At 63.6% G+C, this 14,628-nt stretch carries 8 protein-coding genes; 6 read left to right on the forward strand and 2 right to left on the reverse strand.

Translation table 11 applies throughout. The features are described from left to right. Nucleotides 1–52 precede the first annotated feature (52 nt). Nucleotides 53–1,432 (reverse strand): DUF1501 domain-containing protein, encoded by a 1,380-nt coding sequence (locus tag GNK13_RS03510; RefSeq protein ID WP_164101052.1) that lies wholly within the window; start codon nucleotides 1,430–1,432, stop codon nucleotides 53–55. 360 nt (nucleotides 1,433–1,792) lie between these two features. Between GNK13_RS03510 and GNK13_RS03515 the strand changes: the two genes are divergently transcribed. Next, the gene (locus GNK13_RS03515; RefSeq protein WP_164101053.1) at nucleotides 1,793–2,662 is read left to right on the forward strand and encodes a fumarylacetoacetate hydrolase family protein; all 870 of its coding nucleotides are present in this window, start codon (nucleotides 1,793–1,795) and stop codon (nucleotides 2,660–2,662) included. Between the two features lie 30 nt (nucleotides 2,663–2,692). Here GNK13_RS03515 and GNK13_RS03520 read toward each other — a convergent pair whose 3' ends face one another. Next, nucleotides 2,693–5,506, reverse strand: a complete 2,814-nt coding sequence (locus GNK13_RS03520) for a PAS domain S-box protein (RefSeq protein WP_164101054.1) — start codon at nucleotides 5,504–5,506, stop codon at nucleotides 2,693–2,695. A gap of 842 nt (nucleotides 5,507–6,348) precedes the next feature. On the opposite strand from GNK13_RS03520, the gene GNK13_RS03525 reads away from it, so the two are divergent. The 5 genes from GNK13_RS03525 to GNK13_RS03545 all read left to right on the forward strand — a co-directional run bounded on the left by GNK13_RS03525 (nucleotide 6,349) and on the right by GNK13_RS03545 (nucleotide 14,541). Beyond that, entirely contained in the window at nucleotides 6,349–6,603 is a 255-nt protein-coding gene (locus GNK13_RS03525) for a hypothetical protein (protein ID WP_164101055.1), read from the forward strand. A gap of 177 nt (nucleotides 6,604–6,780) precedes the next feature. Next, the gene (locus tag GNK13_RS03530; protein ID WP_164101056.1) at nucleotides 6,781–7,365 is read left to right on the forward strand and encodes a biliverdin-producing heme oxygenase; all 585 of its coding nucleotides are present in this window, start codon (nucleotides 6,781–6,783) and stop codon (nucleotides 7,363–7,365) included. After that, nucleotides 7,359–9,770, forward strand: a complete 2,412-nt coding sequence (locus GNK13_RS03535; protein WP_164101057.1) for an ATP-binding protein — start codon at nucleotides 7,359–7,361, stop codon at nucleotides 9,768–9,770. The genes GNK13_RS03530 and GNK13_RS03535 overlap by 7 nt, the downstream gene beginning before the upstream one ends. Before the next feature lie 20 nt (nucleotides 9,771–9,790). Continuing rightward, on the forward strand, nucleotides 9,791–10,246 hold the full coding sequence (locus GNK13_RS03540) for a response regulator (RefSeq protein WP_164101058.1): 456 nt from the start codon (nucleotides 9,791–9,793) through the stop codon (nucleotides 10,244–10,246). A 2-nt stretch (nucleotides 10,247–10,248) separates the two neighbouring features. Next, nucleotides 10,249–14,541, forward strand: a complete 4,293-nt coding sequence (locus GNK13_RS03545; protein ID WP_164101059.1) for a PAS domain S-box protein — start codon at nucleotides 10,249–10,251, stop codon at nucleotides 14,539–14,541. Nucleotides 14,542–14,628 lie beyond the last annotated feature (87 nt).

Genomic DNA, 14,628 nt, shown 5'->3' on the forward strand with positions numbered 1-14,628 from the left:
TTCGGGCGTCAACGTAGAGCCATCGATGGTCCGCGACAAGACTGCTGACGCGTTACAGCAATTCGCGGATCGGTTCGCCGTGATCGAGCGCCGGAATGGGGCGGCCGCTGCGGTCGAGGAAGCTGAGGGTGGGATCGACGCCCAGGACATGGTAGATCGTGGCGTGGATATCGCTCGGCGTCAGCGCGCGATCTTTGGGTGCTTCCCCATTCGCGGTGGTCGAGCCGACGATCTGGCCTCCTTTAACGCCTCCACCCCCGAGGAGGCAGAACATGGCGTTGCCCCAATGGTCGCGTCCCGGGGTGCCCATGCTCAGCGGAGCTCCGCCATTGCCTCCGTCATTCATCCGCGGGGTTCGACTGAACTCGCCGCACAAGACGACGAGAACCTTATCCAGCAGGCCGCGATCGCTGAGGTCCTCGAAGAGTGTCGCCACGGCGCTGTCGACTCTTGGAAGGTAATCCTCCATCCCCTTTTGAAGATCCCAGTGATGGTCCCAGCCTCCGAAATGCACCGTCACAAAAGTGGAACCGGCTTCCACGAGACGCCGTGCGAGGAGTGTGCTTTGCCCCCAAGTGTTGCGCCCGTAACGATCGCGGAGTTGCGGTGCCTCCTGACTGATATCAAAGGCCTTGCGCCCGCTTTCTCCAACCACCAGTTCGAACGCTTTTTGCTGAAACCGGTCGATCGATTGAATCTCGTTCGACTCGTCATGCATCCGTCGCGCGGTATCGAGACGATGGTTCAGACCGCGACGATCCTCGAGCCGATCCACCGTCAACCCGGCCACTGGATCGAGATTGTTTACTTTGAAGTCCGGGCTATTCGGATCGCCATCGGGCTCAAACGGATTGTGTTCGAGACCGAGGTAGTTTGCACCGAAGTAGCCGGGTCGGAGGCCGATGCTGGCGGCATAAGGAACTGCGACATAGGCGGGCATGCTGGCGGACCGCGGGCCGCACAGCTTCGTAGCGATCGATCCCACCGACGGGTGCTGGCCATCGGTTGCCGCTCCGCTCGGGCCGCCGCGTCCGGTCAACATGAAGTGGCCCGCGGTGAAGTGGTCTCCAGCGCCATGGTGCAGAGACCGAACGATCGAAAATTTGTCCGCCACCTTCGCCTGCCGGGGAAACAACTCGCTGATCTCAATCCCTGGCACATTGGTACGGATGGGACGCCAGATGCCGCGGTATTCCACCGGCGCCTCGGGCTTCATGTCATACATATCCATGTGTCCGGGGCCGCCGTCGAGCCAGATGAGAATCACCGAAGTGTCTTTGCGGCCGGCTCCCAGTGCCTGAGATTCCTCCTTGGCGCGCAGCACGTCGGCCAGACCCACCGAGGCCATTCCGGCGACCCCGCACTGGACAAAGCTGCGTCGGGAGATGCCGTCGCAGTACCGTTTTGTGCTTCCCGCTGCGACTCGAAACATCGTTGCTCTCCCGGCTCAGGCAAGGTTCCAGAAGCTTCCGCCGCGCACGGGACGCGGCGCCATCCAAATCGAGCTCGTGGGGGTTTTACCGCGACACCGCCTCGATGTCTTGCATTATAGGGAGGGGCGGCTAGAGGACGCGAGAAATTTGGTTGGGCAGCGAACTCAGTCGATGCCTGTCCAATATGGACAACCATGCACTGGGCGATGCAGCTTTCACGGCGGGGCAGGGTCTACCCGCGGCAGGTTTGATAGCGGCTCTCTCGGTGCGTTACACTCGGGGCCGTCTGGACCGTTGCCCGCGGGTTCCCCTGTCCAGTATTGCTGTTTTGTTTTCAACCGCTGTCGAGGAGTCGCACCATGAATCGTCTGGAACATCGTTGGGGACTGAGCTTTGTTTGTGCGGCCACGCTATGGGTGGCGCTGCCTATATCAGGCAGCGCAGCCGAGCCGACTCGCTATCTGCGGTTCGAGAAAGAAGCCAAGGTTGCTTACGGGATCCTTGAGGGGGAGCGAGTCCGTGAGATCGAAGGAGATTTGTTTGGCGAGTGGGAGCCGACCGAAACGGTCTATCCGTTGAGCGAGATCAAGATCCTCACGCCGACCGAACCGAAGCAAGTCTTGGCGCTGGCCGGTAACTATCGCAGCCATCTCGGACAGGAAGAGATCCCGCCGAAACTGCGGATCCCTCAGCCGTTCTACAAGAGCCTCTCCTCGCTGGTCGGCCAGGGCGAGGCGATCGAGATTCCCAAGGATGCGAAAACGGTCCACTATGAAGCGGAGCTCGTGATCGTCATTGGCAAGACATGCCGCAACGTCTCGAAGGAGCAGGCGATGGATTACGTTTTTGGCGTGACGGCGGGCAACGACATCAGCGAGCGGATCTGGCAGAACGACGAAGAAGTCAAAGACGTCCAGTGGTGGCGAGCCAAGGGGGCCGACACGTTTGGCCCAGTGGGACCTTATATTGCCACGGGGCTCGATTATGGAAATCTGATGATGCGGTTGCGGCTCAACGGCGAAGTGAAGCAGGAGGAGTCGACCGATCACTTGATTCATGACATCCCAGCGACCGTCAGCTTTATCAGCCAGTACGTCACGCTCCATCCGGGAGATCTGATATTCACAGGGACGCCGGGAGAGACTTCGGAGATCCAGCCGGGAGACGTGGTCGAAGTCGAGTTGGAAGGCGTGGGCGTGCTGCGGAATCCGGTCAAGGCAGAGGAGTAATTTTGGGCTGCAACGCTCCGCACTGACCCGCTAGGCGGTGTGCGTGCACAGGCCGGCGAGCAGTTTTTCGATCTCCGCGGGTTCGACCGGTTTGACCAAGTGAAGGTCGAAACCCGCTGCCTGCGATTTGCGGCGGTCTTCCTCCTGCCCCCAACCGGTCAGGGCAACGATCTTGACGCTCTTCCCCCAGGGGGAGCGGCGAATCTGCTGAGCCGCGTCGTAGCCATTGAGTTTCGGCATGCCGATGTCGAGCAGGATCAAGTCGGGGCGGAAGTCGGCGGCCGCTTCGACGCCAGCCTGGCCGTCATGGGCGACGCGGACCACGTTTCCCATCCGCTTGAGCATCATTGTCAGACTGGTGGCGGCGTCGCGATTGTCGTCGACGACCAGGATGCGGCGGTTGCTCGCACGCGGCGCGGCGTCGGCGGCCGTGGAGGCTGGAGTCGAATGCTGCACAACCGAGAGCACCAGGGGGAGGCGGATGATAAACTCGCTTCCCTTGCCGTGCCCTTCGCTTTGCGCCGCAATCGAGCCGCCGTGCATTTCCACGAGGCGTTTGACGATCGCGAGCCCGACTCCCAGTCCCCCTTGCGCCTTTTCGAGCGAGCGATCGACCTGGATGAACATGTCGAAAACACGCGGGAGCATCGGCTCGGGAATGCCGATCCCTTGATCCCTGACCCGGATCAGAGCCTCGGCTCCCTCCCGCTCGACCGTCAGCTCGATCGAGCTTCCAGGGTCGCTGTATTTCACGGCGTTCATCAGCAGATTGCAGATGACCTGCGCGAGACGCGTTTCGTCGGCGTCGACCAAGAGCGGGTCGTCCGGCAGGTTCACCGTGAGTTCCTGCCCCTGTTCGCTAATCGCTTGGCCGACGATCTCCAGCGCGTGTTCGACAGCTTGGGCAATCGGAATCCGTTGCCTCTGCAGGTGCAGCTTGCCGCGACTGATCCGGCTCATATCGAGCAGGTCATCGACTAAGCGGACAAGATGTTGCAGCTGTCGCTCCATGAGAGTGCGAACTTCGCTGAGCACATCGGGGTCGTCGCCCGAGAGCTGGAGGACTTGCAGCCCGTTTCGCAGCGGGGCCAGCGGATTGCGAAGTTCGTGAGCGAGCAGTGCCAGGAACTCGTTTTTGCGGCGTTCTTCCTCTTTGCGGCCAGTGATGTCGCGGGCGATTTTGGAGGCTCCGATGATCCTGCCCTCCGCGTCTTTCACGGGGGAGATCGTGAGCGAAACATCGACGCGGCTGCCGTCCCTGCGGACGCGCTGCGTTTCAAAATGTTCGATGTACTCACCCCGTGCGACCCGCTCGGTGATCGTGGGTGACTCCTCGGGATGGTCGTCCGGCACGAGGATCGAAAGCGGTTTGCCGACGATTTCCTCAGTCGCGTAGCCGTAGAGTTGCTCGGCGCCCCGGTTCCAGCTGGCGATTCGGCCATCGAGGGTTTGACCGATGATCGCGTCGTCGGAGGATTCGACGATCGCAGCCAGGTAGAGCTGGGTCTCCCTCGCCCGTCGGGTCTCGGAGACATCGCGGAAGACCAGCACGGCGCCGCTAATCTCTCCTCCCTTTCCACGAATGGGTGCGGCGGAGTCTTCGATGGGAACCTCGCGACCATCCTTGGTCACCAGCGCCGTGTGGTTGGCCAGTTCCACCACGCGATTTTCGCGGAACACCGTGTCGACTGGATTGGGAACCGATTTCCGCGAGTCTTCATTGATCGTGCGAAAGACCGCCTCCAGCGGTTTGCCAATCGCATCGTCCTCGGACCAGCCGGTCAGCGAGACCGCCACGGGATTGAGGAACGTGATCCGTCCGTGCTGATCGGTGACGACGACGCCATCACCGATGCTTGAGAGGGTCACGTAGAGCTGTTCCCGCTGCTGTTCGATTTGCACCGCGGCTTTCTCCGCCGCTTTCCGCGCAGCCTCTTCTTCGTGGAGCTTGCGGGACCGCTCCTCGGCCGCGCGGCGCTCGGTCAGATCGCGCGTGACTTTGGCGAATCCCAGCAATTGGCCTTCGTCGTCCCGCACCGCGGTGATCGTGACGCCCGCCCAGAACTGCGAACCATCCCGCCGCACCCGCCATCCTTCGTCCTCGACACGTCCCACCGCCGTGGCTTGGCGGAGGTTCTTCTCGGGCCAGCCCCGTTCGATCGCTTCGGGCGGGTAGAAGAGGGAGAAGTGTTCACCGATGATCGCCGCCGCCGAATACCCTTTGAGTCGCTCGGCTCCATTATTCCAGGTGGTGACCCGCCCTTCGGGATCGAGCATGTAGATTGCGTAGTCCTGGACGCCATCGACGAGCAGGCGAAAGCGTGCTTCGCTCAATCGAAGTTTCTCTTCGTTGTGCTTGCGAAGCGTCAGGTCGCGGGTGATCTTCAGGAAGCCGGTAACCTCGCCCGCATCGTCGCGAAGCGCCGTGATCACCACGCTGGCCCAGAACTTCGAACCGTCCTGGCGGATCCGCCACCCTTCGTCCTCAAAACGCCCCGCCGACGCGGCGACCTTCAGCTCGTGCTGAGGCCAGCCGGCGGCGATCGATTCGGCGGGGTAAAAACGCGAAAAATGCTCCCCGAGAATCTCTTCGGCTCGGTAGCTCTTGAGCAACTCCGCTCCCGTGTTCCAAGTCTGCACGTTCCCGTCGCGATCGAGCAGAAAGATGGCATAGTCGCGGACGCCGGCGACCACCTTGGCGAACTGGGCTTTGTTCTCCAGCAAATTCGCTCCGCTGGCCTCGACTCGCCGCGATGCAGCGGCCCCGCCAGCGGCCGGCTCCGGCGCAGGGCTAGCGGGGGCGGCGCGTGGCTCGCGGCGAAAGCGTCTCAAAAATTCAAGCATGGGTCCCAATTTCCCTTGGCAACCGGTGCCCTTGCTCCTCCAAGGCCACGCATTCCCCAAAGCTCCGATTCTCCATCAGCCGCCACGCGCCAGCGTCCGGTTTTTTGCATCTCCCCAGGAACCGGGCGCTGGGCCCGTGGCGGCTGATGGGCGACCGCACGAATCATCCCGGCTCGGGCTTCCCCTCTCAGTTCTGCGCCCGACCGGCGAGCTCACAGTGGAAAAGGCGGTCAGGCTCATGCAATCCCCGTGCCAACAGCTGGGGTCCGGAGCGTTTTTTGGCTGAAGGCCCGTTGGACGAGCGGCCGCGACGGCGGCAGGTACCAGTCTCACCGGATCGCGCGGTCGTGCAACCAGGGACCCCCTCCGCGGACACCACGGTCGCCCGCTCTTTCGGAACCTCTCGCACCGCAGCCGTCCGCCGCACCAGGAATTTGGGCTGGGATGGGGAGTTTTCAGAGCTGGAGCGTGGAGCAATCGATACACGAGGCGGCGGCTGAATAAACGTCAAGGATCGCCGGAGAGGCAAGAAATTCTGGTCTTCCGCAAGCCATTTTTTCCGCATTGCGGCGGTGATCGGGAATGTTTCTCTAGGCCCGAGCAAAAAACCCTGAGCCGACGGCGCGAGCCGCGGGTACTGGGGCGGAAACATCGGGCTGGCGAAGGCCCGAGGCTAGCGCCTGCGGCTCACCCGAGGCTAGCGCCTGCGGCTCAGATGAGGGAAATCGTCCGATTTTCTCACGGAGTCTGTCGGCTCGGCGGAAAGCCGGAGGGTCTTCAATCATCACTCCACACCGGCCACCTCTCAAACAGGGGCCTATACCCTGAACGGAACTTTCCCAATGAAGAATCTTGTGATCGCGATTGGTGCCACGGCCATGCTTGCTGTCGCTGGAACCGCTTGTGCGCAGCCGCCGACGGTGGCCGCGGCTGCTCCGGGCGTCGTCGTCGAGGGGGCTCCGGTCATCTCAGGCGAGCAATTCATCCAGCCCCGACGTCAGGTCCAGAGCTCGCGTCCGGCCAGCCTCTGGAGCAACCTGATGGAGCTCGAGCGGCGGAAGAACGCGTGGCTCAAGCGGACCTTCCTCGGCCGCTAAGCGACCGTCACCGCTAAGCGATCAGCCACCGGGCCCACGCGTGGCCTGGCGGCTGGTCGCGCGCCCGCTCCGGGGGGACTCGGTGAGGGCAGCGGGGATGTGTTTGACAACCTTTCGGGGGCGTCTTACAACGGATCGAGAACCTTTGGCCGTGAGGGGCGGGTACGGATCCGAAGCATGATTCTTTCTTCACTGCGGGAACGCACACGCTCGCAACACGAGCAGATCGAGCAGACGGTGAACCTGTTCGGCCACTGGGAATCGGTCGAAAGGTACGGCGGGCTGCTGGCCCGGTTCTACGGCTTTTACGCGCCGCTCGAACGGCGGCTGGGACAGGTTCCCGATTGTGGGGCGATCGGTCTCGATCTGGTCGAGCGGGTGAAGACTCCCTTCCTCTATCAAGATCTGCTCGCGCTGGGATTTGACTCCGCCCGTGTCGAGCAGTTGCCCGAGTGCGTGCAACTGCCGCGGGTGGGCGACATGGCCACAGTCCTCGGCTGCCTGTACGTGCTCGAGGGAGCGACGCTCGGCGGCCAAGTCCTCCGTCGCGAGATCGAGCGGCGGCATGGACTCGACACCGAGTCGGGCTGTCGGTTCTTCGCCAGCTACCGCGAGCGGGTGGGCGAGCGGTGGATGGAATTTTGCAAAGTCCTCTCGCACTACGCGTCGGAGAATCCCGACGCGCAGGAGGCAATCGTCTCGGCCGCGGTCGACACGTTCTGTACATTCGACCGCTGGATCGTCGGAGGAAAGGCATGCTGAATGGGAGGGAAGCCTCGGGGAAGGGTGCAGAGTTCGAGAGCGATTGGAAAGATTGTGAACGCGAACCGATTCACCGGCCCGGAAGCATCCAGCCCCACGGCGTGTTGCTGACTCTCGAGCCGTCGAGCGGGAGAATCCTGCAGGCGAGCGAAAACCTCGACCAATTGGGTTCCATCTCGGCCACCGCCGCGCTCGGCCGTCCGCTGAGCGAGGTGCTCGCAGCGGAGGTGGCCGAAACGCTGCAGGCGGAACTGGCCGCTAAGCTGCCAGCCGAGCCCACCCCTTCCTCGGCACAGGCTGGCCCCGCGAATGCGAATCGTGGAGCGGCCAATCCGCAGCGGCGGCCGGTGTTTCTGGGCACGTTCACGCTCCCCTCCGCGGAAGCCCCGGCGGCAGGTTCTTACCAGGCGATCGCTCATCGCACCGCAGGGGCGGTCGTACTTGAGTTCGAATCGATCACCGGCGAGTCGAGTGGTCGATCGGCGGTCGATCTCCAGACGCTGGTCGACGCATTCATTCTGGAAGTCGAGGCGGTCAATACGGTCGACGCGCTGAGCCGGGTTGCCTGCGACACGATTCGCCGGATGACGGGGTTTGACCGGGTGCTGATCTACCGGTTCGACGAAGACGGGAACGGTACGGTGGTTGGCGAAGCGGGAAGTGGTCGGTTGCCTTCCTATTTGGACCACCGGTTTCCAGCCTCCGACATCCCGGCCCAGGCCCGCGAGCTGTATCGGATCAATCCGCTGCGAATCATCCCCGACGCCCAGTACCGTCCGGTGCCCGTGTTTCCGGCTGAGAACCCAGCCACCGGCAAACCGCTCGACATGAGTTTCTCGACGCTGCGAAGCGTCTCGCCGGTCCACGTGGAATACATGCGGAACATGGAGACGGCCGCTTCGATGTCGGTCTCGGTCCTCCGCGGCGGGGAACTGTGGGGGCTGATCTCGTGCCACCATCAGGAGCCGAGAACCGTTCCGTTTCCGCTCCGCCAGGCGTGCGATCTGTGCGCCCGCGTCTTTGCGCTGCGGCTTTCGTCCCTGGAGCATGTGGACGAATACGCGCACCGGATCCGCGTCCGTTCGGCCTTTTCGCGGCTCTTGAACGAGATGACCGATCGCGGGGACTTTGCTCCGGCGTTGGCCGCGAATCGCCGCGATCTGCTCGCCCTCACCGGCTCGCAGGGAGCGGCGCTGCTGACCGCAGAGGGCTGCTATCTGGTGGGCGAAACACCGGCGGAAGATCAGGTCCGGGAACTGGCTCAGTGGTTGTACACGAGCGTCGACGAGGATTTATTCGTCACCGATCGGCTCCCCAGCCTGTTTCCCCCCAGCGACGCCTACAAGGATTCGGCCTGCGGAGTGATCGCGGCGGCGATCTCCAAAATCCACGCCAGCTACGTGCTGTGGTTCCGTCCGGAGGTGATCCGCACGATCCGCTGGGGCGGCGATCCTCGCAAGCCACACGCGGATGCGGAGCGAGCGGGGGAGTCGGGGGAGTCGGGTGAGTCGGGTGAGTCGGGGGACCGCCGCGTCCCGGCCCGGTTGCACCCGCGGCGGTCGTTTGCGACGTGGCGGGAGACGGTGCGGGATCGAGCGCCGGGGTGGACGGCGAGCGAGTTGGAGGGGGCGGCGGAACTTCGCAACGCGATCGTCGGCACGGTGCTTCGCAAAGCCGAAGAGTTGGCCGCACTGAACGCCGAGCTCTTGCACAGCAACAAAGAGCTGGAGGCGTTTTCCTACTCGGTCAGCCACGATCTGCGGGCTCCGCTGCGGCACATTGTCGGTTACGCCGAGATGCTTCGCGACGACAGTGCCGACGTGCTCTCGGAACGCGGCCGCCGCTGTCTCGAGACGATCATCGAGTCGAGTCAGTACGCTGGCCGGCTGGTCGACAAGCTGCTCAACTACTCGCGGCTGGGACGGTCCCAGTTGCAGTGCGGCGAAGTCGATCTGAATCAGCTGGTCGCCGAGGTGCGTCAGGAACTGATGCGGGAGGCCGAGGGCCGTGAAATTGTTTGGGAGGTGGCGGAACTTCCCCGCGTCTCGGCCGATCTGATGTTGCTCCGAGTGGCGGTCCAGAATCTCCTTTCCAACGCGGTCAAGTACACCCGGGAGCGTCCCTTAGCTCGGATCGAAGTCGGGTATCGCGAGTGCCCGAGCGAATTGGAGTTCTGGGTCAAGGACAACGGCGTGGGCTTCGACATGGCGTACGCCGACAAGCTGTTTGGGGTGTTTCAGCGGTTGCATCGCTGGGAAGACTACGAGGGGACCGGCATTGGCCTTGCGAATGTTCGCCGAGTGATCGAGCGGCACGGCGGTCGGACCTGGGCCGAGGGCCAGGAAGAGCAGGGCGCCAGCTTCTACTTCTCGCTTCCCAAAGCGGCCCCGACGCCCGCTCCGTAACGACCCCCGGATCCCCCCGCATGCTCAAGCCGATTCTGCTCGTCGAGGACAATCCGAAGGACCTTGAGCTAACCCTGCTGGCGCTCGAGAAAAGCAACCTGGCCAACGACGTGATCACCGTCCGCGACGGTGCCGAAGCGCTCGATTACCTGTTCCGCCGCGGGAACTATCGAGACCGCCCCGACGGGAATCCAGCCGTCGTCCTGCTCGATCTGAAACTTCCCAAGGTCGACGGGATCGAGGTCCTCGAACAGCTCAAGGCGGACAGCCGATTGCGGCCCGTCCCGGTGGTGATGTTGACCACCTCGCGGGAGGAGCAGGATCTGGTGCGGAGTTACGCCCTGGGTGTGAACGCGTACGTGGTAAAGCCGGTTGCATTCCAGGAATTCATCGAGGCCATTCAGGATCTGGGGATTTTTTGGGCAGTGCTCAACGAGCCACCGCCAGGATCCTACAAGCCGGAACGAAAGCGTTAAGCGTGGCGAACTACGGATTTAAACACCACCTGCGAACCGTCCGCGTCCTCCATCTGGAAGACAGCGACCTCGACGCCGAACTGGTCAAAGACCGCCTCGAACGTTCGGGACTGAACATCGCGTTCGAACGGGCGACCGATCGCGGCAGCTTCGTCGCTCGGCTCCAGCAGCAGCGTTACGACTTGATCCTCTCGGACTTCCAGGTGCCGACCTTCGACGGCTTGAATGCCCTCGAACTGGCCCGCGAGCATCAGCCGCAAACGCCCTTCATTTTTGTTTCCGGGGCGATGGGAGAAGATCTGGCGGTCGAGACGCTCAAGCAGGGAGCGGTCGATTACGTCCTCAAAGATCGGCTGGTCCGGCTGCCGCAGGCGGTCGAGCGGGCGCTCCGCGAGAACCTCGAGCGGAACGAACGGAAGCGGGCTGAGAAGACGGTCGAAGAAGCCCTGACGCTGCTCGAAGGGATCGCCGAGGGAACCGAAGAGCTGATCGTGGCGATCGACCATGACTATCGGTTCACGGTCGTCAACCGCGCGTACGCTCGGGAATTCCAACGCGTCTTTGGAACCCGGGCCGAAGTCGGCGAAAGTTTGCTCGATGCGCTCGCTCACCTCCCGGAAGAGCAGGCCCACGCGAAAAGTCTCTGGGGCCGCGCCTTGGGCGGAGAAAGACTCGCCGTCACCGCCGACTTTGGGGATCCCACCCGGGAGCGGCGGACGTTCGACCTGCGGTTCTACCCGATCCGCGACGCGGCTGGACGCGTGGTGGGGGCCGGCGAAATCGCCAGCGACGTGACCGAGCGAGCCCGCGAGGAACGCCGCCAGCGGTTCTACACGGAGCTGGCCGTCGCAACGCAACCGCTGACCGATCCCGAGGCCGTGACCGCGACCACGGCGCGGCTGTTGGCCGAACACCTGGAAGTCGACCGCTGCGCATACGCGGACGTCGAGGACGAGTCGGTCTTTGTGGTCCTCGGCGACTACACCCGCGGGGTCCCCAGCATCGTGGGGCGCTGGCGGCTGAACGCCTTTGGCTCTCAGTTGCGGGACAAGCTGCTCGCTGGCGAGCCTTTTGTGGTCGAGGACATCGAATCGGATCCGGCGTTCCGCGAGGAGGATCGCGGGAAGTATCGCCAAGGGGTGGTGCGGGCGATGATCTGCGTGCCGCTGTTCAAGGAGGGGCGGTTGCACTCGGCGATGGCGGTCCAACAAAACCGCCCGCGGCGGTGGACCGCCGCGGAGATCGAACTGGTTCAAAACGTCGTAGGGAACTGTTGGGAGACGCTCGAGCGGGCGCGCGCCGTCCGCCAGCTGCGGGCCAGCGAAGAACGGTTCCGCACGCTGGTCATCACGACTTCGCCCATCATTTGGACGGCCAATGCGGACGGCGAGATGGTCGGCGACAATCCTTCCTGGGCCGCCTTCACCGGTCAAACCCCCGCCGAATACACCGGATGGGGTTGGCTCGATGCGCTGCATCCGCACGACCGGGAACCTACCGCCACCATCTGGCGTCAAGCCGTCGAGAAGCAACAGCGGTACGAAACCGAATACCAGCTCCGCCGGCACGATGGCGAGTACCGCCGGATCATCGCCCGCGGAGCCCCGGTCTTCGCCGACGATGGCAGCCTCCGGGAGTGGATCGGAAACTGCTCGGACGTGACCGACCGCTTGCGAGCCGAAGAGGGACTCGCGCGGGTGACGACCGAGTCGGAGCAGCGGAGGCGGTTGTACGAAACGATCCTCTCCAACACCCCCGACTTGGCTTACGTCTTCAGCCTCGATCACCGGATCAGCTACGCCAATGAAGTGTTGCTCCAGATGTGGGGGCGAACCTGGGAGGAGGCGATCGGGAAAACGCTGCTGGAGATCGGTTACGAACCGTGGCATGCCGAAATGCATTCGCGGGAAATCGAACAAGTGGTGGCGACCAAACAACCGATCCGCGGCGAAGTGCCCTTCACCGGAACCTTTGGTCGCCGGTTCTACGATTACATCTTCGTTCCGGTGATCGGAGCCGATGGCGAGGTCGAAGCGGTCGCCGGCACGACCCGCGACGTGACCGAGCGCAAACAGCAGGAAGAGGAACTCGCCGAACGGGAACGGCGGTATCGGATGGTCGCCGACGCGGCCAAGGACGCGATCTGGGACTGGGATTTGGTCAACAACGAGGTCGACTGGAACGAAGGGGTGCGGACCAACTTCGGCTATCCCATGGAAGAGGTGGAAAGCGATCCTTCCTGGTGGAGCGATCGGATCCATCCCGAAGACGCCGAACGCATCACCCACGCAATCCACCGCCACATCCGCGAGGGTGGCCCGGACCAGCGGTCGGCTAACGAACGCTCGACCGGCAGACACGCCGACACCTGGCATGGCGAGTATCGCTTTCGCCGCGCCGATGGCACCTACGCGTACGTCTTCGATCGTGGCCGCGTGGTCCGCGACGCCGAGGGGCGAGCGACGCGGATGGTCGGTTCGATGCTCGACCTGACCGAGCGACGGCAAGCGGAACAGAACCTGGCTCGGCTGTTGGCGGAAGCGAAACGGCACGCCGCAGTGCTCAACCGGGTTGCCTCGGCGTCGCGCAGCATGAACGCCGTCCTCTCGGCCGAGAGCATTGCCCGAATCGTCACCGATGAAGCCTGCTCGATCCTCGACGCCCAAGGAGGCGTGACAACCTTTGTCGGTGCGGAGGACTGTCATCAAAGAATCGCCGCGTTCCCCTCAGGCCGAGCGAACTACGAAGGGCCGTCGAGCGCCGCCGATTCGAACCTGGCAACCGCCCGCCTGGGCCATCCGAGTGGAGCGTGCAGCGACGGAGATGCGGACGCCGAGGAATCGGATTCGGGTGAGGCGGGCTCCTGCACGTCGGGAGCGGGCCAGTCGGGAGCGGGCCAGTCGGGAGCGGCAGAGTTCGACGAGGAACTGGCCCTGAAGGTTTGCGAAGAAGAGCGTCCGATCCGCGTCCCGGCGGCAGCCGGATCTGGGGGCTGGGCTCGGCTGGCGGTCCCGCTGGTCGGGCATAGCGGGCGGATCCTCGGTGTCTCGCAGTTGATGGGGAGTCGCACCGGGGACTTTACCGCCGAGGATGAATCGGTCCTGGTGCAGTTGGCGGCCATCGCTGCGGCGGGGATCGAGAATTCCCGCCTCTACGAGCAAGTTCGCGAACAGGATCGGCGGAAGGACGAGTTCCTCGCTACCTTGGCTCATGAACTCAGGAATCCGTTGGCCCCGATCCGTACGGGGCTGGCGGTCTTAGCCATGACCCCTGCCGGCGAGCCGCAGCCGACCGAAATTTTGGAGGTGATGGAGCGGCAGGTCGGGCACATGGTCCGCTTGATCGATGACCTGTTGGACGTCTCACGAATCACCCGCGGCACGGTCCAGCTGAAGCAAGAACGGATCGCGGTGCAGGAGGTTTTCGAAGCGGCGATCGAGGTCAGCCGTTCGACGATCGAACACGCTGAGCACCGCTTGACGGTCTCGGCTCCCGATCAGCCGCTAATGATCGATGCCGACCCGACGCGGATGGCCCAAGTGGTGAGCAACCTGCTCAACAACGCGGCCAAATACACGCCCTCGGGAGGACAGATCACACTCTCGGCGGAGAGCGAGGGGAAGGAGGTTGTGATCCGAGTTCAAGACAATGGCGAGGGCATTTCCGCGGAGATGCTGTCCCGAGTCTTCGAGATGTTCACCCAGGTGGGCCAGACGCTGGGGCGCGCTCAAGGAGGACTGGGGATTGGGCTGGCGCTGGTCTCGCGGCTGGTGGAGATGCATGGCGGGACCGTCTCGGCCGAGAGCCCGGGGTTGGGCAAAGGCAGTACCTTCGTGGTGCGTCTCCCGTTGGCTGCGTCCGAGCCGGCGGGCGAGGGCGACGGCCACCTGTGCACCGACCCGGTGATGGCCGCGGCAATCACGCGGCGGATCCTGGTGGTCGACGACAATACCGATGGCGCGCGGGTACTGTCGATGCTGCTCGAAAACGCCGGGCATACCACAGCCACCGCCTACACCGGGCCCGCCGCCCTCGAAGCGGCCGACCAGTTTCGCCCCGAAGTGGTATTCCTCGACATCGGGCTCCCCGGGATGAACGGCTACGAGGTCGCTCAGCGGTTGCGGGGATCATCGGCGGCCGACGGCCTGATCCTGGTCGCCTTGACTGGCTGGGGAACCGACAACGATCGCCAGCGGGCCAAGGAAGCGGGCTTTGATCACCATCTGACCAAACCGGTCGACGCAGCCCACCTCGAATCGCTGCTAGCGCAGCTCTCCAACGGCGGAATCGGCTAGCTGGACAGCGCCACTTTCTTACGCTGAATTGCCATAAAGTCAGCAGTGCCCAGCAGTTGGCTACCAAGTCGTTTAACGGCAAGCCGA

The sequence above is a fragment of the Candidatus Laterigemmans baculatus genome (assembly GCF_010367455.1).
Classification (GTDB): Bacteria; Planctomycetota; Planctomycetia; order Pirellulales; family Pirellulaceae; genus Laterigemmans; species Laterigemmans baculatus.

Excerpts from the sequence above, each read along its gene's own strand:
- GNK13_RS03510 (WP_164101052.1), bottom strand. The coding sequence starts at position 1,432 with ATGTTTCGAGTCGCAGCGGGAAGCACAAAACGGTACTGCGACGGCATC.
- GNK13_RS03515 (WP_164101053.1), top strand. The coding sequence starts at position 1,793 with ATGAATCGTCTGGAACATCGTTGGGGACTGAGCTTTGTTTGTGCGGCC.
- GNK13_RS03520 (WP_164101054.1), bottom strand. The coding sequence starts at position 5,506 with ATGCTTGAATTTTTGAGACGCTTTCGCCGCGAGCCACGCGCCGCCCCC.
- GNK13_RS03525 (WP_164101055.1), top strand. The coding sequence starts at position 6,349 with ATGAAGAATCTTGTGATCGCGATTGGTGCCACGGCCATGCTTGCTGTC.
- GNK13_RS03530 (WP_164101056.1), top strand. The coding sequence starts at position 6,781 with ATGATTCTTTCTTCACTGCGGGAACGCACACGCTCGCAACACGAGCAG.
- GNK13_RS03535 (WP_164101057.1), top strand. The coding sequence starts at position 7,359 with ATGCTGAATGGGAGGGAAGCCTCGGGGAAGGGTGCAGAGTTCGAGAGC.
- GNK13_RS03540 (WP_164101058.1), top strand. The coding sequence starts at position 9,791 with ATGCTCAAGCCGATTCTGCTCGTCGAGGACAATCCGAAGGACCTTGAG.